The sequence below is a fragment of the Leptotrichia massiliensis genome, assembly GCF_900104625.1.
GTDB classification, from domain to species: Bacteria; Fusobacteriota; Fusobacteriia; order Fusobacteriales; family Leptotrichiaceae; genus Leptotrichia; species Leptotrichia massiliensis.
This window is the reverse complement of sequence record NZ_FNVZ01000004.1, coordinates 315,052-340,768: the sequence shown is the minus strand read 5'-3', so window position 1 is coordinate 340,768 and position 25,717 is coordinate 315,052. Positions and strand designations below refer to the sequence as shown.

21 protein-coding genes are annotated in these 25,717 nt (G+C 30.1%); 18 read left to right on the top strand and 3 right to left on the bottom strand.

Translation table 11 applies throughout. The features are described 5' to 3' along the window. Window positions 1-185: 185 nt before the first annotated feature. The 18 genes from BQ5344_RS02900 to tsaD all read left to right on the top strand — a co-directional run bounded on the left by BQ5344_RS02900 (window position 186) and on the right by tsaD (window position 21,653). Window positions 186-2,801 (top strand): DNA translocase FtsK, encoded by a 2,616-nt coding sequence (locus BQ5344_RS02900; protein ID WP_021768198.1) that lies wholly within the window; start codon window positions 186-188, stop codon window positions 2,799-2,801. 263 nt (window positions 2,802-3,064) lie between these two features. Further along, on the top strand, window positions 3,065-4,111 hold the full coding sequence (gene mreB / locus BQ5344_RS02895; RefSeq protein ID WP_021768197.1) for a rod shape-determining protein: 1,047 nt from the start codon (window positions 3,065-3,067) through the stop codon (window positions 4,109-4,111). A gap of 121 nt (window positions 4,112-4,232) precedes the next feature. Continuing rightward, on the top strand, window positions 4,233-4,937 hold the full coding sequence (gene scpB, locus BQ5344_RS02890; RefSeq protein WP_071124094.1) for an SMC-Scp complex subunit ScpB: 705 nt from the start codon (window positions 4,233-4,235) through the stop codon (window positions 4,935-4,937). Between the two features lie 18 nt (window positions 4,938-4,955). Next, the gene (locus tag BQ5344_RS02885; protein WP_071124093.1) at window positions 4,956-5,642 is read left to right on the top strand and encodes a pseudouridine synthase; all 687 of its coding nucleotides are present in this window, start codon (window positions 4,956-4,958) and stop codon (window positions 5,640-5,642) included. Between the two features lie 23 nt (window positions 5,643-5,665). After that, window positions 5,666-6,331 carry an HAD-IB family phosphatase gene (locus BQ5344_RS02880; RefSeq protein ID WP_071124092.1) on the top strand — a complete coding sequence of 222 codons (666 nt, stop codon included), beginning with the start codon at window positions 5,666-5,668 and terminating at the stop codon, window positions 6,329-6,331. Between the two features lie 152 nt (window positions 6,332-6,483). After that, window positions 6,484-6,783: an Asp-tRNA(Asn)/Glu-tRNA(Gln) amidotransferase subunit GatC gene (gene gatC, locus BQ5344_RS02875; protein WP_071124091.1), complete on the top strand. Its 300-nt coding sequence runs from the start codon at window positions 6,484-6,486 to the stop codon at window positions 6,781-6,783. 20 nt (window positions 6,784-6,803) lie between these two features. Further along, window positions 6,804-7,550, top strand: coding sequence for a DUF4253 domain-containing protein (locus BQ5344_RS02870; RefSeq protein WP_071124090.1), 747 nt, complete (start codon window positions 6,804-6,806; stop codon window positions 7,548-7,550). Between the two features lie 22 nt (window positions 7,551-7,572). Beyond that, the gene (gene gatA / locus BQ5344_RS02865) at window positions 7,573-9,036 is read left to right on the top strand and encodes an Asp-tRNA(Asn)/Glu-tRNA(Gln) amidotransferase subunit GatA (protein WP_071124089.1); all 1,464 of its coding nucleotides are present in this window, start codon (window positions 7,573-7,575) and stop codon (window positions 9,034-9,036) included. A gap of 15 nt (window positions 9,037-9,051) precedes the next feature. Then, window positions 9,052-10,146, top strand: a complete 1,095-nt coding sequence (locus BQ5344_RS02860; protein ID WP_071124088.1) for a DUF3829 domain-containing protein — start codon at window positions 9,052-9,054, stop codon at window positions 10,144-10,146. Window positions 10,147-10,173: 27 nt separating this feature from the next. Further along, window positions 10,174-10,551: a hypothetical protein gene (locus tag BQ5344_RS02855; protein WP_071124087.1), complete on the top strand. Its 378-nt coding sequence runs from the start codon at window positions 10,174-10,176 to the stop codon at window positions 10,549-10,551. A gap of 70 nt (window positions 10,552-10,621) precedes the next feature. Continuing rightward, window positions 10,622-11,200: a DUF3829 domain-containing protein gene (locus BQ5344_RS02850; RefSeq protein WP_071124086.1), complete on the top strand. Its 579-nt coding sequence runs from the start codon at window positions 10,622-10,624 to the stop codon at window positions 11,198-11,200. 81 nt (window positions 11,201-11,281) lie between these two features. Beyond that, window positions 11,282-12,718, top strand: a complete 1,437-nt coding sequence (gatB, locus tag BQ5344_RS02845; protein WP_071124085.1) for an Asp-tRNA(Asn)/Glu-tRNA(Gln) amidotransferase subunit GatB — start codon at window positions 11,282-11,284, stop codon at window positions 12,716-12,718. Window positions 12,719-12,740: 22 nt separating this feature from the next. Then, complete coding sequence (locus BQ5344_RS02840; RefSeq protein WP_071124084.1) at window positions 12,741-14,849, top strand: penicillin-binding transpeptidase domain-containing protein; 2,109 nt, start codon at window positions 12,741-12,743, stop codon at window positions 14,847-14,849. Window positions 14,850-14,898: 49 nt separating this feature from the next. Then, complete coding sequence (gene priA / locus BQ5344_RS02835; RefSeq protein ID WP_071124083.1) at window positions 14,899-17,181, top strand: replication restart helicase PriA; 2,283 nt, start codon at window positions 14,899-14,901, stop codon at window positions 17,179-17,181. Window positions 17,182-17,397: 216 nt separating this feature from the next. Beyond that, on the top strand, window positions 17,398-18,735 hold the full coding sequence (ffh, locus tag BQ5344_RS02830; protein WP_071124082.1) for a signal recognition particle protein: 1,338 nt from the start codon (window positions 17,398-17,400) through the stop codon (window positions 18,733-18,735). Between the two features lie 44 nt (window positions 18,736-18,779). Then, window positions 18,780-19,271: a hypothetical protein gene (locus BQ5344_RS02825; protein WP_071124081.1), complete on the top strand. Its 492-nt coding sequence runs from the start codon at window positions 18,780-18,782 to the stop codon at window positions 19,269-19,271. A gap of 268 nt (window positions 19,272-19,539) precedes the next feature. After that, on the top strand, window positions 19,540-20,583 hold the full coding sequence (locus BQ5344_RS02820; RefSeq protein ID WP_071124080.1) for a glycosyltransferase family 9 protein: 1,044 nt from the start codon (window positions 19,540-19,542) through the stop codon (window positions 20,581-20,583). 47 nt (window positions 20,584-20,630) lie between these two features. Then, window positions 20,631-21,653: a tRNA (adenosine(37)-N6)-threonylcarbamoyltransferase complex transferase subunit TsaD gene (gene tsaD, locus BQ5344_RS02815; RefSeq protein WP_071124079.1), complete on the top strand. Its 1,023-nt coding sequence runs from the start codon at window positions 20,631-20,633 to the stop codon at window positions 21,651-21,653. 153 nt (window positions 21,654-21,806) lie between these two features. Here tsaD and BQ5344_RS02810 read toward each other — a convergent pair whose 3' ends face one another. The 3 genes from BQ5344_RS02810 to BQ5344_RS02800 form a co-directional block, all read right to left on the bottom strand. Then, the gene (locus BQ5344_RS02810) at window positions 21,807-23,339 is read right to left on the bottom strand and encodes a UDP-N-acetylmuramoyl-L-alanyl-D-glutamate--2,6-diaminopimelate ligase (protein WP_071124078.1); all 1,533 of its coding nucleotides are present in this window, start codon (window positions 23,337-23,339) and stop codon (window positions 21,807-21,809) included. A gap of 320 nt (window positions 23,340-23,659) precedes the next feature. Further along, window positions 23,660-25,144 (bottom strand): lysine--tRNA ligase, encoded by a 1,485-nt coding sequence (gene lysS / locus BQ5344_RS02805; protein ID WP_071124077.1) that lies wholly within the window; start codon window positions 25,142-25,144, stop codon window positions 23,660-23,662. Window positions 25,145-25,344: 200 nt separating this feature from the next. Further along, window positions 25,345-25,716 carry a DUF1934 family protein gene (locus BQ5344_RS02800; RefSeq protein WP_071124076.1) on the bottom strand — a complete coding sequence of 124 codons (372 nt, stop codon included), beginning with the start codon at window positions 25,714-25,716 and terminating at the stop codon, window positions 25,345-25,347. Between the last annotated feature and the right edge of the window lies 1 nt (window position 25,717).

Sequence of the window (25,717 nt, the reverse complement as noted above, 5' to 3'; positions counted from 1 at the left end):
TATCGTATAAAAAAATGACAAAATTGAAAAAATATAGTATAATGTATGATATTATGTAAAAGTTTTGTGAATTTATAGATATATACTAAATTTTTTCAAATATTGAACTAATGAAATGTGATAGCTATTTAGGTTCATTGGATAAAAAAATTTAAGAAAATAAAATTTTTAGAAAGGAAGACGAAATGAATAAAAGAAAAATCGAGGGTATAATTTGGTTTGTTGTGGGGTTTATATTGGTTTTATTGATGGCGAATAAATCCAGTATGTTAAGTGATAATGTTGGAGAAAATATTTTTGCACTGATACTAAGTGGAATTACGTTGTTTTTTGGAAAAATGACATGGTTTATAGCGATAGGTTCAATGATATATGGAATAATAATATTTTTTTATGAAAAAATTGAATTTCATATAACACAAGGAAAAATAGTTGCACTTATCGGATTATTTTTAAGCTGGTCGATGATTTTAATAAGAGGTTCTGTTGTCAAAGGGAATCCACTGGCAAATACTTTTACTGAGGCTGGAAGAAAATTGCTGGAGATAGGGTTTAATCGTGAGAGTGGAGGTATTCCAGGAGCGTTACTTTCAATGCCGTTTTATAGTGTTTTACATTTAAAAATTATGTTAATTGGTTTAATAGTTTTAGTGATAGCTTTCTTAGGTTGGTTAGTTAAGGATATGATTGAGCTGGGGTATGAACTTTTGAAAGAAGTTATGAAATATTATAAAAGTGACGATTATAAAGAGAAAAAGAGAAAGTTGGCTGCGAAAAAATATGCTGAAAATTTGAAAAAGACAGATTATAAGCGTTATCAGCGAGAAATGTTAAAAGCAAAAATTATACAATCAAGAAACGAAAAATTAAGTTTTGAAATTGCCAAAAAGCCAAAGGATAATTTTTTACAAAAGACGGAAGTTTATTCAAAAGAAGAACTTGCTGAAAAAGAAAAAGAATGGATTGAACTTTTTGAAGAGAAAGAAAAAGAAAAACAAAGTAATTTACAAAATATGAAAAAAAATTCAAATGAACAGAAAAATGATGTAAAAGAGTCTGAACTTAAATTGGAAAATATTGTAAAACCATCGGAAAATGTGAAAAGTTCTGAAACAGTAGAGGAACAAAATGAAAAAACAGCAGATTCTGAAAAATTTGAAGATAAAAAAGAAGAAACAGAAGAAAATAAAAAAATAGAGAAAAAGGTAGAAATAAAAGAAAAAGCTGAGAAAGAAGATAAGAGAGAACCTAAATTGGAAATTGTAACACCATTAAGGCGAGAAATGATAAATTCCGCACAAATGGATCCAAATTTTCAGGAGTTTCCCAAACTTGAGGCATTTGAGAATCCAGAGGTTGTAGAAAAAGGGTTTGAAGAAGAATTAAAAAAAGTGAATGCGATGTTTGACAATAACAAAGGATATGATGATGTTGTGAAAAAATCAATTTCTGAAATTTTTAAATCAAAACCTATGGATTTGAAAAAGAAAGAACAAATAGAAAAAAGCATAAGAGAAAATGTGAGTCATTTAGAAAATGTTTTAAAGGAATTCGGTGTAGAAGCAAAAGTTGTGAATTATGAATACGGACCTACTATTACAAGATATGAAATTATTATTCCGAAAGGCGTGAAAGTAAGTAAAGTTACTGGGCTTTCAGATGATATAGCAATGAATCTAGCTGCTGAAAGCATTCGTATAGAAGCACCAATTCCAGGGAAAAATACTATTGGTATTGAAACTCCAAATAAAATAAAGGAACCTGTTCATTTTTCAAATATTATAAAGAATAAAGAGCTGGACAGTGGAGAATTAAAGGTAATATTAGGAAAAGATATTGTTGGGCGAGATAAATTTATAGATATTGCTAAAATGCCACATTTGCTAATAGCAGGACAAACTGGATCAGGAAAGTCTGTTGCTGTAAATACATTAATTTCTACATTGATTTCTAAAAAATCTGAAAATGAAGTGAAGTTTATAATGGTGGATCCAAAAATGGTAGAACTGATGCCGTATAACGATATTCCACATTTACTAGTACCTGTAATTATAGATCCTCATCAGGCTGCAATAGCTTTAAAATGGGCAGTTAACGAGATGGAAAACAGATACAAGAAACTTATGGAAAATGGCGTTAGAAATATAAAAAGTTATAATGGACTTAGTTATGTTGAAAAAATGCCATATATTGTAATAATAATTGATGAGCTTGCTGATTTGATGATGGTTGCATCTGGAAGTGTGGAGGAATCTATAGCGAGAATCGCACAAAAAGCTAGAGCTGTAGGAATACATCTAGTTGTAGCTACACAGCGTCCGTCTACAGATGTTATTACAGGGATGATAAAGGCTAATTTACCAAGTAGAATTTCTTTTGCATTAAGATCACAAGTTGATTCGAGAACAATACTGGATAGTGCAGGTGCTGAAAAACTTCTAGGACAGGGAGATATGTTGCTTCTTGCCAATGGAACTTCAAAATTACAAAGAATACAAGGTGCATATATTTCAGATGAGGAAGTTAGAAATTTAACAGATACCCTAAAATCTGCTAAAAAGGTAAAATATAGGAATGAAATTTTAGAAGAAATTGAAGATGAAACAATTGATATTGATCCATTTTTTGAAAATGCAGTAAATATAGCAAAACAAGAGGAAAAAATATCAATTTCAATGTTACAACGTAAACTAAAAATAGGATTTAACAGAGCTTCACGAATTTATGATCAGTTGAAGGAACATGGAATTATCAATTATGATAACCAATTAATAGGAGATAATATTGATGAAATTGATTAAAAAATGAATAAATTTTCAAATATTATTTGTAATTATGAAAATTCAGTATTAAAGTTGCTTGAGTATATTTGAAAAAAATGGTAAAATAGTTAATAATGAAAATAACATATAGCAATTCTAATTTAAAATGGAAGTAGAAGATTAGGCTATATCTATAGTCAATCTATTGTTTTTAAATATTTTTACTCTAATTTTAAAGTGGATTGACTATAATTAAATAAAGATACTTTAAAGTAAAAAATAAAATGAAGGAGATAGAATAGATGAAATTTTTTGATATTTTTAAGACAAATATAGCACCAAAAACTACACGAGATATAGCTATTGATTTGGGAACTGCGAATACAGTTGTATATGTAAAAGGTGAAGGAATTCAAGTAGATGAACCAACTTATGTTGCAATTAACAAAAAAACAGAAGAATTGGAACATATTGGTGAAAAAGCTAAGGAAATTATTGGAAGAACTGCAAAACATACTGAAATTATCCGTCCATTAAAAAATGGAGTAATTTCAAATTATGAAGTTACTGAAAGAATGCTTGAAGAATTTTTACATAGAATAAAAAAAGATAAATTTCAAAGTTCAAGAGTTATAATATGTGTACCAAGTGGGGTTACACAAGTAGAAAGAAGAGCTGTAATTGAAGTTGTAAAAGATGCAGGAGCAAAAGAGGTTTATTTGATTGAAGAGCCAATAGCAGCTGCAATTGGTGTTGGAATTGACTTATTTGAACCAAAAGGACATTTGATTGTTGATATAGGTGGAGGAACTACAGAAATTGCATTTATTGTATCTGGTGGAGCAGCATTATCAAGATCAGTTAAAATCGCAGGTGATCATTTAAATGAAGATATTATGGAATATGTAAAGGATGCACATAATTTATTAATTGGTGAAAGAACAGCTGAAGAATTAAAAATGAATACAATAAGTCAACAAGATCCTGAGTTTGAGTACGAAATTAGAGGTCGTGAATTAGGGGTTGGATTGCCGAAAAGTATGAAAATAAAAGCAGCTGAAATTGATGGAGCAATCAGAAAACATATTGATGCGATTATTGATGAAGTAAGACTTACAATAGAAGAAATTGAGCCTGAGGTTGCAGCAGATATTTATGAAACAGGAATTTTCCTATCTGGTGGTGGAGCAGGAATCAGAATTTTGAAAGAAAGAATTGAAAAAGAATTGTTGTTGAAAGTGACAGTTGGTGAAGATGCGATTCATGCTGTAGTAACGGGAATTGCAGAAGTGCTTACAGACTTTAATAAATACAAGAATATAATTATTTCACCAACATACGAATATTAATTGAATAATATAGAAATTTAGGGGAATTTTCTGAACTTACAGTTAAAGGAGAATTCCCCTATTAACGCAAAATAACAAGTTTATTTGGCAAAAATAAAATAATGAAGATAAATGGTAGAATATGGAAAATTTTGAAAGCAAAAAAATTGAAATAAAAGAAAATAAAGATAGAGAAGAAACTATAAAAAATAAAATTAATGATATTGAAGAAAAAATTGAAACGATTATTTTTTTATCAAAAGAAATGATTACTGTGAAAGAACTTGCACAGTTTTATGGAATGGAATCTTTTGAAATAGAGGAAATATTGCGTAATTTAAAGGAAAAGCGGAAAAATACAGGAATAAATGTAAAAATTGAAAATGGAATCGTATGTCTTGTATCAAATCCACTTTTTGGCTCTGATGTGAAACGATTTTTTAATCCAGAAATGAAATTAAAGAAACTATCCCGTTCAGCAATGGAAACATTGGCAATCATCGCATATAAAGGACCTATAACTAAAGCAGAAATAGAGCAGATCAGAAGTGTCGGTGTAGACAAAACTATGTCAAACCTGTTGGAAAGAAAACTAATTTATATTTCTGGACGGAAAAAAACAGCTGGAACACCAAATTTGTACGAAGTAACAGATGATTTTTACAGTTATCTGAATATCCATGGAAAACAGGAACTGCCAGGAAATGAGCAGTTTCAAAAAATTGAGCTGCTTTACAAAGAAGATGAGAAGGAAGAAAATGAAGACACAAAAGAGGGAGAAAAATTAAATTCAGAAGAAGATTCGGAATCAAAAGCAAAAGAAGAAATTGAAAAAATAAAAGAGTAGAAAAACGAGGTAAATAAAATGAGATTAAATAAATTTATAGCTGAAACGGGATTTTGTTCACGTAGGAAGGCTGATGAACTGATAAATGAAGGAAGGGTTACAGTAAATAAGCACGAGGCGATTATTGGAATGGATGTGAAACCTGAAGATGTGGTTAGAATTGATGGAGAAAGAGTAAAACTTAATACAAGATACGAATATTATATTTTAAACAAGCCAAAAAGAGTGCTTTGTTCAAATGAAGACAAGTTTGGGCGTAGACTTGCAGTAGACTTTATAAAATCACGTGCTAGACTTTTCACTTATGGAAGATTGGACTTTATGACAGAAGGGTTAATTATAATCAGTAATGATGGGGAAGTTTATAATCACGTGATGCATCCAAGAAAGAAATTGTACAAAAGCTACATTGCAAAAGTTAGCCGTGAAATTGAAGACAAGGATATTGAGGCATTGCAATATGGAGTTGTAATTGATGGGAAAAGAACGGCACCAGCGAGAGTTAAGAAAATTGACAAAAAGGAACTTAGAATTGCAATTTTTGAAGGAAGAAACAGACAGATAAGAAAAATGCTGGAAACATTAGGATATAATGTTAATTCATTAAAACGTATTAAAGTGGGAGAACTTACGCTTGGTAATTTACAAGTGGGAGAATACCGTGCTTTGAATGAAGATGAAATTGAATATCTGAAAAATTTATAAAATTTTCTGACAGGAGGAAAATATTGGGAAATAATAAAAAATCAATCTTTTTAATAGATTTTGATATAACAATAAGTAACAAAGATTCGACAGATGTTTTGCTTGAAACGCATCAGCCTGAATTTAAACAGGAACTGCGAAAAAGATATAGAGCTGGAGAATATTCTATAAGAGAGTTTATAAAATATGGACTAGGCTCTCTAAATATCACAAAAGAGCAATATATTCAGACTTTACAGGAAAATGTGATAATTGATGAAACTTTTATAGATTTTGTAAAAAGCGGAGCAGAATTTAAAATTGTTAGTGCTGGCTCACGATTGAATGTACAAGGAACACTTTTGAAATACCGAATAAACTTGCCAGATAGCGAAGTCATCTCGAACGATTTAAAATTTGACGGAGCAGATAAAAACCAAATTACTGTGGAAAATCCATTTTTGGACAAGGAAGGATATTATGGCGTTGATAAAAAGGAAGCAGTAGAAAATTATAAGAAACAAGGCTACACAACTTATTTTGTAGGCGATGGTCCATCTGATTACAAGGCATTGGAAGTGGCTGATTTTGCTTTTGTGAGAAAAGGGACTAGGGCGGTTAAGTTTTGTCAAGAAAATGGAATTGAGTTTTTTGAGTTTGGGGATTTTAATGAGATTTTGGAGTGGGTAGAAAATAATAAGAAATTTTAATTTAAGAAAAGAGTGCTTTTAAAATGAAAAAATTTAAAATAATAATAGAAGAACATGTTTCAGAAGAATTTGAAGTTGAAGCAGAAAATATGGAAGAAGCGTTTAATATTGCAAAAAAATAAGGATAAATTCGGAATGGAGGAAAAAAGTAAATGTTAAGCAAAGAAGATGTTTTAAAAATAGCAGCACTTTCTAAATTGGAATTTTCGGAAAGTGAAATTGAGAAATTTAGGGTGGATTTGAATAAAATATTTGAGCATATGGAAGAGTTGAATGGGGTTGATACTACTGATGTGGAGCCACTTTTTAATGTGCTGGACTTAAAAGATAAATTGAGAGAAGATAAAGTTAGGGATGCTGGAATTAAGAAAGAAATTTTAGAAAATTCGACTAATAAGGATGAGGAATTTATAATTGTGCCGAAAGTTGTTGGAGAAAATGCGGATAATTAGATTCTTTTAAGGAGAGAAAAATGTTGGGAAATGTAGATTTATTTGCAGATAAAATAAAATGTGATTATGAAAAAGTTAATGAAGATAGTGGAATAACAGAAGTTGTAGAAAGATACTTTCAGCTATTGGAAGAAGGTAAAGAACAAGGTTTTATTCCTGTTTTTGTTGAGGTAAAAGATTATTTCAATGAAGAATTTCCTGAATTCGAGGAATATAAAAGAATAAGAGATGAAATTTTAGAAAATTATAAAAAAGTAGACTGTACTCAGTGGTTTAAAGAAAGAAAACAGGAGTATACAGAAAATGAGTATCTGGATGAGGAATATGAATTTTCTGATGATGGTGACTACTTAGATTATTTTAAAAATTTCAATGAAGATAAAACTTTATATTTAAATTCAATATTTGATATAGAAACTGGAAAAATAAGAGAAAATGTAGGCTTATTTAAAGTTCCGGCAGATAAAGCTTATGAAATTTCGGCATGGTTTTTATTCGGCGGATTTAATGAATGTCCTTTGCCAGAAGAAATCATAGCTATCAGTAAATATTGGTATGAAAAATATGATGCAAGAGTTGTTGCCATAACTGATTCTGAAATGGAATTTTATTTGAAAAAATTTCCAGAAACACAAAAAGAGGCTGAAGAATTGGCAATAGAGCAGTTTTTAGTTAGCGAGGATTTAGTTTTTCAAATTTATGATGAACTGGAGGAACTTTCAAAAGAATTATACAAAGCTAAAAATTGGTATTTTTGGTGGGATTAGAAAAGAAGAAAGGTGAAAAAAAATGAATTTATACAAAAAAACGGCTAGCGAACTGGCTGAAATGATAAAGAATAAAGAGATTACTTCAGAAGAAGTTACAAGAAATTTTTTAGATAGGATAAAATCTGTTGAAGATAAGGTTGGGGCTTTTTCTAATATTTTTGAGGAGAAGGCATTGGAACAGGCTCGAAAAATTGATGAAGAAAATAACGAAGAAGGAAGAAAAAAATATGAAAATACAGGACTTTTTGGAGTGCCTGTGGCGTTGAAGGATAATATTGTTTCAAAGGGAGATTTGACAACGGCGGCTTCACAAATTTTGAAAAATTATGTGGGAGTTTATGATGCTACTGTTGTGAAAAAGTTGAAGGAAGCTGGAGCAGTGCTTGTTGGGAAGGCTAATATGGATGAGTTTGCGATGGGGTCTTCAAATGAAAATTCTTCGATAAAATTGGCTTCTAATCCTTGGGATTTGGAAAGAGTGCCAGGAGGAAGCAGTGGGGGATCGGCTGCTGCGGTTGCGGCTAGTGAAATACCTGTTGCTTTGGGAACGGATACTGGCGGAAGTATTAGACAGCCTGCGAGCTTGACTGGAACTGTGGGAATAAAGCCAACTTATGGAAGAGTTTCGAGATACGGGCTTATGGCATTTGGTTCTTCGTTGGATCAGATCGGGGCTTTGGCAAAAAGTTCACAAGATTTGGCAAGAGTTATGCAGATAATTTCAGGATACGATGAAAATGATCCGACAACTGCGGATGTGGAAGTGCCAGATTATTTATCTTTGCTTGAAAATGATATAACAGGATTAAAAATTGGGCTTCCAAAAGAATATTTTTCAGATGAACTGGATAAATCAATAAAGGAAGTTGTGGATAAAACTGTGGAAACATTGAAAAAACTTGGAGCGGAAGTGAAGGAAGTATCGTTGCCTTACACAAAATACGCAATTTCCACTTATTATATAATTTCATCGGCTGAAGCGGCTTCAAACTTGTCAAGATATGACGGAGTGAGATATGGGGTTAGAAAAAGTGATGAAAATATTGAGGAAATGTATGTAAAATCACGAACAGAAGGTTTTGGAGATGAAGTTAAGCGTAGAATTATGATTGGAAACTATGTGTTAAGTTCTGGATTTTATGATGCTTATTATAAAAAGGCTTCACAAGTTAGAAGATTAATAAGAGATGATTTTTCGCGAGTTCTTTCAGAAGTCGACTTGATTTTGACACCAGTTTCTCCAACAACAGCGTTTAAAAAAGGTGAAAAAGTTACTGATCCAGTTCAAATGTATTTGGGAGATATTTTTACTGTATCAACAAATATGGCTGGATTGCCTGCAATTTCAGTTCCAGCAGGATTTGTAAATGGACTTCCTGTAGGAATACAGCTGATTGGAAATTATTTTAGGGAAGATTTGCTGTTTAATGTGGCGAATAAATTCGAGAAGGAACGTGGAGAGATAGAATATCCAGAACTTTAAAAAATTGGAGGAAATATGAAGAAGATAAAAGTAACACTATTTTTGATGTTGAGTATCTGTATTTTATCAAGCTGTAGAAATGATAAAAATACAACTGAAGAAAATAAAAAAAGTGAAAAATCAGATTACAATGGGATAAAAGAAATAGATTTTTCAAATAAGGATAATGAAAAATTAAAGAAATTTTTAGCTTTTTATACGAGTAATAAAGATAAATACAAGTATTATTCTTCTGCCTTGGAAGAGTATACACTAATGTTTGGATATGATTATTTGTATGAAGTATATTTGATTGCATTTATAAATGGAGAAAATGAATTTCAGGCTGATGAAGAAAAAGTTAGTTCATTTAAAAGTTCTCTTGTAAAATTTGATGAAAGATTTGGCAATGTTTATGAACAGTTTAAAAGTCTTATTCCGCTAATTAAAGAGGAACTTAATAAAGGAATTGACAAAAATGGAAATGGAATTGATGAAAAATATAAAGAATTTATAGAATTGGCAGAAGAAAAGACAACAATTATTGATGAAATAAAACAGTATTATAATTCAAATAAATATAAAACTGACAATTTTTCAAAAGGAAGAGAACTAAATGATAAATATTTAGCTAATTACAAAAAAACAAGAGAAAAATACAGGGAACTTTATAATTTGTTTTTTGAGATAGATGAAGAGCTTTCAAATAACGATATTAAATCTTTCAAAGATAAGGGATTACCAGCTAAAATAGAAATGGCAAAGGCAAGACTGCTTTTGAAAATGTTTACGAAAGAGCTTTATGCTTCAAGTTTTCAGTTTGAATTTATTAAAGCAGGTACAACTATTAATATAAATAATAGAAATTATATTGATAATTTAAAAAATATTCATCAGGTATTGGATAAAACTGTTCAAGACATGGAAAAACTTGATGAAAAAACAATTGAAAAGGAAGATTTAAATTCAGAAAAATATAAAGAAATAGTAGAAGAAATGAAAAATATGTCTACTTATTTAAATGAAATAATTACTAGATTTGAAAAAACTGATTATAAAGAAATTATGCACTTAATTACAGATTTTACAGTAAGAAATTATCTTGTTGAGAGAGCAATAGGAACGCTGTAATTAGAAATTATAAAAGGTGATCTGAATATGAAGCTTAGAAAAAAATATATTGTTTTATCATTATTATTAGTATTAATGTTGGGATGCGGTAAGCAGAAAAAAGTAATTAATTCAAAAGATTACAGTGAAATTTCAGAAGTTGATATGGTTAATAAAAATATAAAAACAGAAGAGTTACAAAATATAATGTATCCGTTAATTGAAAATCCCAACTTATTAAATAAATATGGGAATATAATTTCTTCTTATCGGCTAGAAAATTTTCCAGATATTTTTTACAATAACTATTCACAGAATTTTTTGGATGAAAATAACAACTTTGTTATGCCAAATGAAGAAAAAATTAATTCATTTCTTTTAGATTACGATGAAAATCAATACAAGCTGCATCTTGAAAAAATATGAATGATATGAAAAATGAATTATCAAAAAAACCGAAGAATTTATTAATTCCATTGAAGAAAAACTTGCCAGTATGGATGAAATAAGAAATTATTATAAAAATAAGGAATATCAAAAAGATAATTTTGAAAAAGGGAAAGTTTTATCTGAAAAATACGTAAAGAGTTATAGAAATTCCCTTGAAAAATATGATAAATTTTTTCATGAATTTAGAAAGACAATGTATGTTGTTATGAAAAATTCAATTAGTGTTTTAAATGATCAAACTGGTAAGAGTATATTGTACAATAAGTTAAAAGTAAATTTGCTTTGTGAAATGTTTAGAGATAAGTTCTACGGTTCAAAATTATCTATTGATACTTCTAAACCTTTTGTCATAGAAAATAATGATAAGGAAAAATATGTAAATGAATTAAAAAGTATTCAAAAAACATTGGATCATACTATTTCTGGTATGAGAAAATTAGATGCTTCAAAATTGTCGCAAGAAAATACAAGTAATGAAGAATTTAAAAACATGCTACAAAAGTTAGAAGATATTTCTAAAAATACAAAAGTTATAATAACAAAAATTGAAACTGGAAAAAATAATGAAGTAAATGAAATGATAAATGAATATTCAGAAAAAGTTGAGAAGTTGAAAAGAGAATAAAATTTCTCACAAATATTAAAAATTTTAAATGAAAGCAGGAATAGGAAAAATACAAAATTTGAAGAAGGGAATAAATAAAAAATGAGTATGGAATATGAAACAGTCATTGGACTGGAAGTGCATTGTCAATTGAAAACGAATACGAAAGTATGGTGTTCTTGTGATGCGGATTATGATAATAAAGAGCCTAATACTGCGGTATGTCCTATTTGTACAGGGCAGCCTGGGGCTTTGCCGAAGTTGAATGAAAAGGTGCTGGATTATGCGATAAAGGCGGCACTTGCACTTGGGTGTGAGATAAACAGGGAGAGTTATTTTGATAGAAAAAATTATTTTTATCCTGATTCGCCAAAAAATTATCAAATAACACAGTTTTTTAAGCCTTATGCTGAAAATGGAGTTTTGGAAATTACGACGAATAGTGGAAAAGAGGCAAGTGTCGGGATTGAAAGAATACAGATTGAGGAAGATACGGCGAAAAGTATTCATACGGCTTCTGAAACTTTGCTAAATTATAATAGGGCCTCTGTACCGTTAATCGAGATTATTTCAAAGCCTGAGATAAAAAATGCTGAGGAAGCATATGCTTATTTGAATACATTGAAGGATAGGCTGAAATATACAAAAGTCAGTGATGTAAGTATGGAACTTGGATCACTTAGATGCGATGCTAATGTTTCTGTTAGAAAAAAAGGTGAAACAAAACTTGGGACTAGAACGGAAACTAAGAACTTAAACTCGTTTAAGGCGGTTGTGAAGGCGATTGAGTATGAAACAAACAGACAAATTGAAGTGCTTGAAAGTGGAGGGCGTGTAGTTCAGGAAACAAGGCTTTGGGATGAGGAAAACGCAGTTACAAAGCCGATGAGAAGCAAAGAGGAAGCGATGGACTACAGATATTTTCCAGAGCCTGACTTGCCAGCGATTATCATTACTGAGTCAAGACTTTCAAATGTGAAGGATGAAATGCCTGAATTTGCAGATGAGAAGGCAAAAAGATTTATTAATGAGTATAAATTGAATGAAATGGAAGCAGCTACTCTTTCATCAGAGCAGGAACTGGCTGGATATTATGAGGAAGTTGTAAAAGTTTCGGATGATGCAAGACTTGCGGCAAACTGGGTATTGACAGAAATTTTACGTGTGCTAAAAGAAAAAAATATTTCTATTGAGGAGTTTTCTGTTGAGCCTGAAAATATTGGAAAATTAATTAAATTGATAAAAGCTAATACGATTAGTTCAAAAATTGCAAAAGATGTGTTTGAAATATTGCTTTCAGAAAATAAAGATCCTGAAATTATCGTAAAGGAAAAAGGGCTTGTGCAAATTACAGATAATAGCGAAATTGAAAAGATTGTAGAGCAGGTACTGGCTGAAAATCCTCAGTCTGTGGAAGATTACAAGGCTGGAAAGAGCAATGCGTTAAAATATCTTGTGGGACAGTCAATGAGATTGTCTAAAGGCAAGGCTAATCCGCAAATGATTAATGAAATGATTTTAGCAAGACTGGAAGGTTAATATTGGTTAAAGTAGGAGAAAAATGAAAAAGGGTAATAAAAAAAGTAGTATTATTGACAGAGCAAAGTCAAATATGGAAGAAAATAGGAGAAAACAGAAGTTACAAAAAATTTGTAAAAAACTGTTTAAATATTTTAACACATTTAACGGACGATTTGTATTGATATTTCTTTTTACAATTATAGGATTTGCAGCCTTAATTGCAAGAGTTTATTATCTTCAAACAAAAGGTGGACAAAAGATAAGAGAAGATTCAGAAAAAAAATATTCTTACAAAACATATAGAAAAGCTAAAAGAGGTAAAATATCCACGAGTGATGGGCAAATTTTGGCATATGATAATGAGGATTATTTTGTTATACTAGATCCAACTTTGATTGATGAGGAAAGTATTGATACATTGCTAGATATGTTAAAAAGATATATTGAATCTTTGGATATTCAAAAATATAAACTTGAGTATTTGGAGAAAAAAAAGGCAGGTAGGCAATATTTAAAAATAGATGATAAAATTTCATATAGAACAAAAATAGAAATTGAGTCAGAAATTGATAATGATAAAAATGAGGCTATTAAACAAAAAAAAGAAAAGTATAAAAGACGGTTTAAAGGAATAGTATTTGAAACGGTTTTTACAAGAAATTATGTGCAGAGTGAGGCTTTTCAGGAAACACTTGGATTTGTAAACAATGAGAATAAAGGTGTTTATGGGATTGAAAAATACTATGATGAACAACTTGCTGGAGAAATGGGAGTTGAGCCAAGACTTAGAATACCAAAGCCATTTTTAGAAATTGTAAAAGTAAAAAATAAAAATGAAGCAAAACCAGCTGTTGAAGGACAAAATCTTGTGCTTACGCTTGACAGTGTTATGCAGTATAATCTTGATGACGAGCTTCAAAAGGCATATATAGAACATAGTGCAACTTCAACAATGGGAATTTTAATAGAAGTAGAAACAGGAAAAATATTGGCAATGTCTTCGTATCCAAAGGCTGAAGATAAGTCAACTATAAAAAATAGGACAATTGTTGATTTTTTTGAGCCAGGTTCAATATTTAAGCCTATAACTGTTGCAATAGGACTGGATACAAAAGTGATTAATGAAAATACAAAAATTTATTCACCTGGTTTTATTCGAGTATATGATAGAATAATAAGAGATCACGATAGTTCAACGATTGGAAATTTAGGTTTAGCAGATATAATTGCACATTCTGGAAACGTAGCAATGGTAAAAATACAGGAAAAGATTGATAAAAATACTTTTTATCGTTATTTAATAGACATTGGACTAGGTGGAAAAACAAATGTAGATACATATTTTGAAGCAACACAAAAACTTCGTGAATTTAAAACTTTAAAAGATGAAGTAAGAAGAGCTAATATATCTTTTGGACAAGGAATTGCAGTAACACAAATTCAAATGATAACAGCATTAAATACAGTTATAAACAATGGTAAATTAATAAAGCCTTATTTAGTGGACAGAATAGAAGACAATAAGGGAAATATAATAAAGCAAAATAATCCTGTTATGATAAGAAAAGTATTTAGTGATGAAGCATCAAGATTAAATAGAAGATACATGGAAGCGAGTGTAAATCGTGGAACTAGTGGAGGAGCATATATACCTGGCTATCGTGTTGGTGGAAAAACAGGAACTGCTCAAAAAGCAGAAAAAGGTGGATATGGAAATAGACATATTAGTTCGTTTTTTGCATTTTTTCCAGCAGATAAGCCTAAATATGCTATATTGATAACAATTAGTGAACCTAAAGGTGGAAAATATTATGGAGCTCAAGTTGCCTTACCTTCAGTAAGAAGAGTATTGGAAAAATTAATTGAGTATAAGAGAATAAAACCAAATGGGAAGGTAAAAACTCCAGAAAAAATTACTGAAGTTGTTCAGCAGGAAAAGAAAAAGGACTTAGGAAAGATAAAGCAGGATTTTGATAAAAATATTATGCCTGATTTAACTGGAATTAGTTTGAGAGAGTTTTTATCAATTTATCCGCAAGGGAAGTTTGCTCAGTACGAAATTACTGGAAGTGGAGCGGTTGTATCACAATTTCCTGAAAAAGGGACTAAACTCGATAAGCATACGAAGATACAGATAATGCTGGAATAAAAGTATTTTTTATAAAAATTAATTGAGGAAGAAATGTTAAGGGGTAAAAATGTATTATTATGAAATTTATGTGGAGAATAATCAGGGAATATACACATATAAATCGGAAGAGAAGTATGAAATTGGGCAATGGTGCATTGTCAATTTTATAAATAAGGATAAAATGGGGCTTATTGTAGCAATTGTTAATGAAAATCAGATTCAGTTTGATATTTCAAAAGTGAAAAAAATTAAGGATGCCGCCCCAGTTTTATCCATTCCATCCGATATTATGCAGCTTATAAGGTGGATAAAAAATTATTACATAAGTGATTATTACAACGTAATAAAGGCAGTTTATCCAGGAGCGTTGAAATTAAGTTATTCCAAAAAAGCCATTTTCCAAAAGGAATTTTCGGAAAATAATGAAACTTTGGAAGTGGAAAAAATTGAGGAAATAAAAAAATTTAATAAATATATGAAAAAACGTCAGGAAGTTACCATCGCAACTTTGAAAAAGAATTTTTCCAGTGAAATTGTGGAACAGGCGGTAAATGAAAAGGTTATTTCCATTGAAAAGAAAGTTATTTTAAATTCTAAAATTTCAAAAAGAGAAAAAGAAAAAAGTGAAATTGTAGAAAAGGAAATTATTTTGAATGATGAGCAGCAAAAGGCTGTGGATACGATAAAAAATAGTGAAAATCAGATTTTTCTGTTAAAGGGGATAACTGGCTCAGGGAAGACGGAAATTTATATTAACTTGATAAAGGAAGCCTTGAAACAAGGGTTTGGCAGTATTTTCCTAGTGCCTGAAATTTCACTTACGGTTCAGATGATACAAAGGCTTGAGGAGGAATTTCACAATGAAGTGGCTATTCTTCACAGTAAACTTACAGACAAGGAAAAGCGGGAAGAATGGACTTTTATACGAAATGGAGAAAAGAAAATTGTGATTGGAGCAAGATCGGCGGTTTTTGCACCTGTTCAGAACTTGAAATATATTATTGTGGATGAGGAGCATGAAAATACCTATAAGCAGGAGAATAATCCACGGTATCACGTAAAAAATGTGGCGATAAAAAGGGTATTTTTGCAAAACGAAAATTTGAAAAAAGATGAAAAACTTGAAAAAAATAATGAATTAGAGAAAAATGTTAATTTGGAAGAAGCTGAAATTGTAAAAAGTGAAAAGATAAAAGTGATTTTAGGTTCAGCAACTCCATCTTTTGAAACTTATTATCAGGCACAGCAGGGTGATATTGAATTAATTGAGCTGACAAAAAGGTATAAGAATGCTAAACTGCCAAAATTTAAAATTGTGGATTTGAATGAAACAACAGAAAATTTTTCAGAAGAATTGCTAGATAGGATTTCTCAGACTTTACAAAAAAATGAGCAGGTTATCTTGATTTTGAACAGAAAGGCGTTTTCAAATTTGCTTAAATGCAAGGATTGTGGAAATATTCCAACTTGTCCGAACTGTAGTATTTCTTTAAACTATTATAAATATGATAATCGTCTCAAATGCCATTACTGTGGATATGAAAAACGCTTTGACAACACGTGTGATGAATGTGGCGGACATAAAATGAGACAAATTGGGGCTGGAACTGAAAAAATTGAAGAGGAACTGGCGACGGCGTTTCCATCGGCAAGAATTGTGAGAGTAGACTCTGAAAGCATAAAAACAAAGCAAAATTATGAAAAAGCCTACAACGACTTTAAAAATCACAAATACGACATAATGCTCGGAACGCAGATTATCGCAAAGGGACTGCATTTTTCAAACGTAACATTAGTCGGAGTAATTAATGCGGACATAATCCTGAATTTTCCAGACTTTCGGGCCTCAGAAAAGACTTTTCAGCTGCTGACACAGGCTTCAGGGCGTGCCGGACGTGGAGAAAAGGATGGGGAAGTGATTATTCAGACTTTTAATGGCGAAAATGATGTAATAAAGAAAACTATTGAAAGTGATTATGAAGGCTATTACAAAAACGAGATGATTATGCGAAAAATGCTGAATTATCCGCCTTTTGGAAGAATTGTAATTTTGGTAATTTCGGCAACGGAGGAAAATCTGGTAACGGAAAAAGCCAAAATTTTGCGTGAAGAAATTATAAGAAATGTAAATGCAGCAATGAACTTGACTTCAAATGATTTTATCTCAGACGCTTTCAAATCCCCAATTTACAAAATAAACGGCAGATACAGATACCAGATATTTTTTAAATTTGAAAGAGAAAATATCTTAAAAATTAAAAAAATCATAAAAAAATGTGTAGGCAAATTTCGAGAAAGAGAAAAGAAAGTTAGGGTAACAATTGATGTAGATCCTATAAATATGATGTAATTTTTTTGAAACTTAATGTATTTTGAAGTGGGATTTTTAAGATTCTGCTTCTTTTTTTGTTTTAAAAGGGGAATTGTACTCTAGAACTAGAATTAGTATTAAAAAATTTACTATGTATAATCATCTTGTTTTTTCCCCCATAATATGTTATCCTATAATCACGAAAATTAAAAAAATATATAGTAAAAAATATATAAATAAGGAGAAAAATTAATAATGTTTAATAATTTAGGAGATAGATTTAAAGATATATTTAAAAAAGTCAGTGGACAAGGGAAATTGACTGAAAATAATATGAAAGAAGCTTTGAGGGAAGTAAGACTGGCATTGCTTGAAGCAGATGTAAATTACAGCGTGGCTAAAAACTTTGTAGCAAAGATTCGAGAAAAGGCATTGGGAGAACAGGTTATTAGCGGAGTTAATCCTACGCAGCAATTTGTAAAAATTGTAAATGATGAACTTGTGGAAGTGCTTGGAGGTTCAAATGTTTCGATTGCTAAAGCTGATAAAAATCCAACGATTGTAATGCTTTCTGGACTTCAAGGAGCTGGAAAAACTACATTTTCTGGAAAATTGGCAAAGCATTTGAAATCGAAAGGGGAAAAGCCATTTTTGATAGGAGCAGATGTTTATAGACCTGCTGCGAAAAAGCAATTGAAAGTGTTAGGAGAGCAAGTGAAAGTTCCTGTATTTACAATTGATGAAAGTACAGATGCATTGGAGATTGTAAAACAAGGGATTGAGGCTTCAAAAACTGAGCATGCTACTTATGTGATTATTGATACTGCTGGAAGATTGCACATTGATGAGCAGCTTATGAGTGAATTGCAAGACATAAAGGATAGTTTTAATCCAAATGAAATTTTGCTTGTTGTTGATGGAATGACAGGACAGGATGCGGTTAATGTAGCAAAGGAATTTAATGAACAGCTTGATATTACTGGAGTCGTGCTTACAAAACTGGACGGAGATACTCGGGGAGGAGCTGCTCTTTCAGTAAAGGAAGTTGCAGGAAAACCAATTAAATTTATAAGTGAAGGTGAAAAACTGGATGACATCGCACCATTTCACCCAGATAGGCTTGCTTCGCGTATTCTTGGAATGGGAGATGTTGTTTCGCTCGTAGAAAAGGCACAGGAAGCTATTGATGAAAAAGAAGCCAAGAAAATGGAAGAAAAATTTAGAAAAAATCAATTTGATTTTGAAGATTTTTTAAAGCAGTTTAAGATGATAAGAAAAATGGGATCAATTGCTGGAATTATGAAAATGATACCTGGAGTTGACACTAGCATGATTGACATGGGAATGGCTGAAAAGGAAATGAAAAAGGTTGAAGCAATCATTTTTTCAATGACAGTTCAGGAAAGACGTGATCCAAAACTTCTAAAAAACGGAAGCCGTAAAATGAGAATTGCCAAAGGAAGCGGAGTTCAGGTAAATGACGTAAATAAATTAATAAAACAGTTTGAGCAAATGAAACAGATGATGAAAATGTTTAATAGTGGGGGTATTCCAGGACTTGGTGGAGGATTTATGAAGGGCAGAAGAAGATAAAAAATAGATTTAGAAATAAAAAAATAAAAAAGGAGAAAATTAGAATGAAAAAATTAATTTTGATGTTATTTATTATTTTTGGAACACTATCGTTTTCAGCTTTAGATAAAGTTGTAATTGGAGTTATTAATGACAATTATGAAAACCCAGTGATAAGTGGAACAGTAAATCGTGGAGGGCTTGCAAATCTTCTTTTTAAGCTGAAAAAGGATGGAGATTTTGCAAAACAGATGTACAAAAATCTTTCAGGCACAAATAAAGTCGAATTTATTATAGAAAAACACGATGAATCTGCACTTTTGAGCCTTTTAAAAGTATTTGAAAAAAATAAATACAAAGGGCAATTGGAAGTTACAGAAGTGGCTGCTTCAGAAAATAAGAACATCCGTGAAATTACTAGAAAAAACGGCTGGACTTATAACATCTACCCTTATACAAGTGGAATACCAGGAACTGTGACAATTTCAGGAATTGATACTGATAAGGGAGAATTTGTACAAGATTTATTTCAAAAGGCAAAAGCAGCATTAAAATAAGTTAGTTAGGATAAAGAGGGCAGGATTTTTATGAATGCTCTTTTTTATTCGTAAATAAAAATACTTGACTTATAATGGTTATAAATTATAAAATATATTCAAACCTATTTAAAATTAAACTACTAAAAATTATATAAATTTAAGGTTTGAGTAGAATAATCATAACTTTTGAGTTCAGTTTTAAATCGGTTTTACTATATATTTGAACACTTGTAAAATTGAATGAAGAAAAATAAAAAAAGAAAATTTATTTTAGAAAAGGGAAAATATGAAAATATTAATAATAAGATTTAGTTCATTTGGAGATGTGGTGCTTACAACTCCGATAATAAGAACAATTAAGGAGAAATATCCAGAAGCTGTAATAGATTTTATAGTTTACAATACTTTTTTTGAGGCAATTTCCTTAAATCCTGAAATTAGAAATTTGGTAATTTTTGATAAAAAGAAAAGTAAGGATAGAAATTATATAAAAGATATGATAGGCAAGCTGAAAAAAGAGAATTATGACTATGTTATTGATTTACATTCAAAATTTCTTTCCAGAATTATTGGAAAAAGCCTTCAAAGTAAGAATACTAAGTATTGCCGATATAAAAAGAGGAAATGGTGGAAAACTATACTTGTAAAAGCAAAACTTATTACATATAATGCAGATTGTACAATTGTTGAGAGTTATTTTACGGCGTTAAAAAAACTGGGAATAAGTTTTTCTAATAAAAATATGAAAAATGGATTTGGAGATAATCTGGAATTTTATATTGATAAAAAAATAGAAGAAGAGTTTGTAAAAAAATATAATTTGAAAGACGGAAGTTATTTTGTATTAGCTCCAGGAGCTTCTAAATTTACGAAAAAGTGGCCTTATTATGATGAACTGGCAAAAATGATTCTTGAAAATGAAAGTAAATTTGTAAAAAATAATGAAAAGTTGAGAATTTTTGTGATTGGTGGAAAAGAAGATGCAAATGTTGTAAAAGCTGATGAAGACGGACGAGTGATTGATTTGTGCGGGAAAATTTCTTTTAAGGAAAGTGGAATATTATTAAAATATTCAAAAATCGCTGTTGTAAATGATTCAGGTCCTTTTCATATAGCAAGAGCTGTAAAAGCCAAAACTTTTGTATTTTTTGGACCAACTGATCCAAAATTATTTTCCTTTGAAAAAAGTACATTTTTGCTAAATAATCCAAACTGTCCGTCGCATTCACTTTATGGAGATGACAAATTTCCTAAGAAATATGCAGATTGTATGACGGGAATTTCAGTAAAAACTGTATTTGACAAAATTGTTAAGGAATATGACAATTAAAAATTGAAGAAAAAAATGAAAAACAAAAAGAAGAAAGAGAGAAAATCATGAAAATACTTGCATTTGAAACATCCTGCGATGAAACTTCTGTTGCAGTTGTAGAGGATGGAAAAAAGATTTTAAGCAATATTATTTCCACTCAAATTGATATTCATAAGGAATTTGGAGGGGTAGTTCCTGAAATTGCCTCACGGCATCACATTGAGAATATTTTACCAGTATTTACTGAAGCTCTGGAAAAAGCAAATTGTCAATTAAGCGATATTGATTACATCGCTGTAACAAACACTCCTGGACTTATCGGTTCCTTGCTCGTAGGCTTAATGTTTGCAAAATCCTTGAGTTATGGCAACAATATTCCACTACTTCCAGTAAATCACATTAATGGGCATATTTTCTCAAGTTTTATTGATAACGATGTAAAATTACCTGCAATATCACTAGTTGTATCAGGCGGACATACAAACTTGTATTATATTTACGAAGAAAATGAAAAAATAATTACTGATTTGCTTGGCGAAACATTAGACGATGCTGTTGGAGAAACTTATGACAAAATTGCAAGAATATTGGGATTAGAATATCCAGGAGGACCGCATATAGATAAATTGTCAATAAATGGAGAAGATATTTTAAAAATAAAAAAACCAAAAGTTGACGGCTACAACTTCAGTTTTAGTGGAATAAAAACTTTTATAACTAATTATGTAAATAATCAAAAGATGAAGGGTAATGCTATTTCAAAAGAAGATATTGCAAAATCTCTTCAGGAAATTATTGTAAATGTTTTGTATGATAAAATATTGATGGCTGTAAAGGAAAAAGATGTGAAAACTATACTCGTTGCAGGTGGCGTTTCTGCCAACAAAAGGCTTCGTGAGAAATTTTCAGAATTTACAAATATTAAAACTGACAAAAACGAACAAATCGCAGTTCATTTTCCCAAAATGGAATATTGTACTGATAATGCGGCTATGATAGGAGTTGCGGCTTATTATGACTTGAAGAATAATTCTCAAGTTGAGCTAGGAAAACAGTATGATGTGGATGCGATTTCTACTAAAAATTAGATATATAATGAAAACACCCCTTGTAACCTGTAATATTATTTATAATAGAAATATAGGTTTTAAGGGGTTTTTATTAATTATAATTTTTTATTACTTTGATTTTAAATAATTTCAAGAATAAGTTAAAAATTAAGAGTAACTTATTATGTTAAATTATTTCATTTCGTCCAAAATATTTCTCACAACTTCCCTATCATCAAAATGTGTTTTTTCAGTTCCGATGATTTGATAAGTTTCGTGTCCTTTTCCTGCAATTAATAGACTATCGCCTTTTTGAAGTAGTTTCATTCCATGTTTTATTGCTCTTTTTCTATCAGCTATAATTAAGTATTTACCAAATGGGTATTTTTCTTCAATAAGTCCTTTTTCTATGTCTGCTAAAATATTGACAGGATTTTCTGTACGTGGATTGTCTGAAGTTAAAATAATAAAATCACTGAATTTCGCAGCAGCTTTTGCCATTTTTGGACGTTTTTCGTGATCTCTATCACCGCCTGCACCAAATATTGTTATTACACGATTATCTGTGATTTGTTTCAAAGTTTTTCCAACATTTAAAAGACCATCATCTGTATGTGCAAAATCAACTACTATTCTTACTTCCAAATCGTTTTTTATTGTTTCAAATCTTCCTGATACTGAAGACATTTTTTCTAATTTTTTTACGATACAGTCCATTTCAATGCCAAGTGATAAAGCAGAAGCAACACAACCAAGAATATTGGATAAATTATATTCTCCAACTAAATCAACTTCAAATTTAAATTCTTCTTTACACTCTTCGTTTATGTTTTTAAGAAAAGGATTAGTTTTTTCAAAATAATTTTTCAAATTTATTTTTACTTTCATTCCATTATTTGTATAGTTTAGAATATCTCCCCAAATATCAGCTTTTTCGTTTCTTACACTTATTGAAATAGAATTGTTGCCTTTCATTTCAGAATAAATTTTTTCCCCGTGTTCATCATCAATATTAATTACCCCTGTACCATTATTTTTTTTATCTTTTCTTAACATAGAAAATATTTTTTTCTTTGCATTAAAATAATTTTCCATTGTTTTGTGGAAATCCAAGTGATCTTGTGTCAAATTCGTAAATATTGCAGAATCAAATTGAAGCATATCTACACGCCCAATTTCCAAAGCATGTGAACTAACTTCCATTATAAAGTAATCAGCACCTTTTTTTACGCTTTTATCAATCAACTTGATTAATTCTAGTGATTCAGGAGTCGTATTCACTGCGTCAAATTCTTCATCTAAAATACGGTTTCCATTTGTCCCTATTCTAGCTGTCTTTTCCAAAATATTTTCTAAAATAAAACTTGATGTAGTTTTTCCATTTGTTCCTGTAATTCCTATGATTTTTATTTTATTTTGTGGATAGTCATAATAATTTGAAGCAATTATTCCTAGTTTTTTTCGTATATCTTCTACTAAAATAAAAGTTACATCGTCAGCATTTTTGTATGTTGCTATATTTATATTTTTTTCTGCAATAATCATTTTTGCACCATTGTCGATTGCCTTTTGAATAAAATTATGCCCATCTGTTTCACTTCCAGACATTGCCACAAACACAAAATCTTTTTTTATTTTTCGTGAATCATACTCAATACCTTTTATTTCAAATTTTTTTGAATCTTTGAGTATTTTATACTCTACATCTTTGAATATTTTATACATTTTACACACTCTCTCTCTTGTTAAAGAATCTTAGGATTCTAAAATTTGTTTTTATAATATATTTTATCATTTTAGCCAAAAAAAATCTAGAAAAGACAGAATAAAAAATTTATAAGCAAATAAATTTAATCAGATTTTATATATATACTCAAACCTATTTAAAATTAAACTACTAAAAATTATATAAATTTAGGGTTTAAGTGAAATAGTCCTAACTTTTGAGTTTGGTTTTAAAATAGTTTTACTATAAGATAGTATTAGATGTTATAAAAAAAGACTCAAACTCCAAAATTATAAAGGAGTTCGAGTGTATTTAAAAATTATAATTCAATGTCTTCTTTTCTTAAAGTTGGGAATAAAATAACATCTCTAATTGAAGCAGAATTTGTCTGCAGCATAACTAATCTGTCGATTCCTATTCCAAGTCCTCCAGCTGGCGGCATTCCATATTCTAAGGCACGGATATAGTCTAAATCCATCCCTTGTGCTTCATCATCTCCAGCTTCTTTTAATTTTACCTGTTCTTCAAATCTTTCCTTCTGATCTCTCGGATCATTTAATTCTGAATAAGCATTGGCAAATTCTCTTCCTGAAATGAATAACTCAAATCTATCTACCCATTCAGTTTCACCTTTTTGGTTTTTTGAAAGTGGAGAAATTTCTTTTGGATATTCAGTAATAAAAGTCGGATTTAATAAAGTTCCCTCCACTTTTTCCTCAAATATCAAGTTTAAAATTCCATATTTTGTATAAGTTCTGTCCTTTTCTAGTGGAATATTCATTTCTTTTGCTTTATTTATCGCATCTTCATCGCTGCTAACAGTATCAAAATCAAATCCAGTTGTTTCTTTTACAATGTCCTTCATTGTAATACGTCTCCAAGGTTTTGCAATATTAATAGTCTTATCTTCATATTCAATCTCATATTTACCATGAAGCTCAAATGTTAAGCTTGAAATCAAATCTTCTGTCAAGTCCATCATATCATTAAAATCAGCATAAGCTTGATATAGTTCCATCATTGTAAATTCTGGATTATGTTTTATTGAAATTCCTTCATTTCTAAAACTTCTGTTTATTTCAAATACTTTTTCAAATCCACCTACAAGAAGTCTTTTTAAGTATAATTCAGGTGCTATTCTCAAAAACAGCTCCATATCAAGTGCATTATGGTGTGTTACAAATGGTCTTGCTGTAGCTCCTCCAGCAACTGGGTGCATCATTGGCGTTTCCACTTCTGTAAATCCTTGTTTTTCAAGATAGCTTCTAAAAAATCTTATAATTTGGAATCTTTTTTTCATAGTATCCATAACTTCCCTGTTCATTACAAGATCCACGTATCTTTGTCTATAACGAGTTTCAATGTTAGTTAACCCATGAAATTTTTCTGGAAGTGGACGTACATTTTTAGATAATACTTCAAAAGAATCTACTCTTAAAGTCAATTCTCCAGTATTAGTTCTAAAAAGTTTCCCTTCAAGTCCAATAAAATCTCCAAGTCCCATTTTTTTATAAATTTCGTATTGTTCTTCTCCAACTTCATCTTTTTTTACATAATACTGAATTTTCCCAGTTGGATCCTGAATTTGTCCAAATCCATTTTTTCCCATTCTTCTAAAGGCAACGATTCTTCCAGCTGTTTTAAATACTTTATCACAAGTTTCATCGTATTGATTTATTTCTGCAATATCATTTAATTTTTCATATTTTCGTCCATACGGCTCAATGCCTATTTCTTTTAGTTCTTCTACTTTTTTTAATTTTTCTTTTATAATACCATTATCATTGTGGTTTTGATTACTCATTCATTTTTCCTTTCTGCTTTTTTATTATGAAATAAATGTATTTATATCTTTATCTTTCTACTATTTAGATTTAAAAAATAAAATCTAAATAATAGATTTCATTCCCCAAAAATCAAAATATTTCTAATTTAAAGTAATATTTTTATAAGAAAGTTTTGTGTAGATTGGGGATGTAAGGGCATGGCGATTGATGCTCCTGCTTAAATATCTATAAATTGTACTTCTAAATTTATACTGTTTATTATTTCATTACTATGTATTATATCATATTCCAGTGTTATTTTTCCATTTTCTTTTTCAAATTTTTTTGTAAAAATCTCATATTTTCCATGAAATTGCTTTGTAATATAGGTAAATAAAGTATTTTTATTATTTTTAAATATTTGCTTGGAATTGATTTGCCCATAGCGAAAAATCTCTATAAAATCACCTTTATCAATAATTTTACAGTTTCCATATTCGTCTTTATAATGATATTCTTTTTTTTCTTCAAGATTTATCATTTTTTCCAGTTTAAATAATTTTTCATAATTTTGTTCAAAGCTATCCGAACTTTTTATTCTTATTTTCATT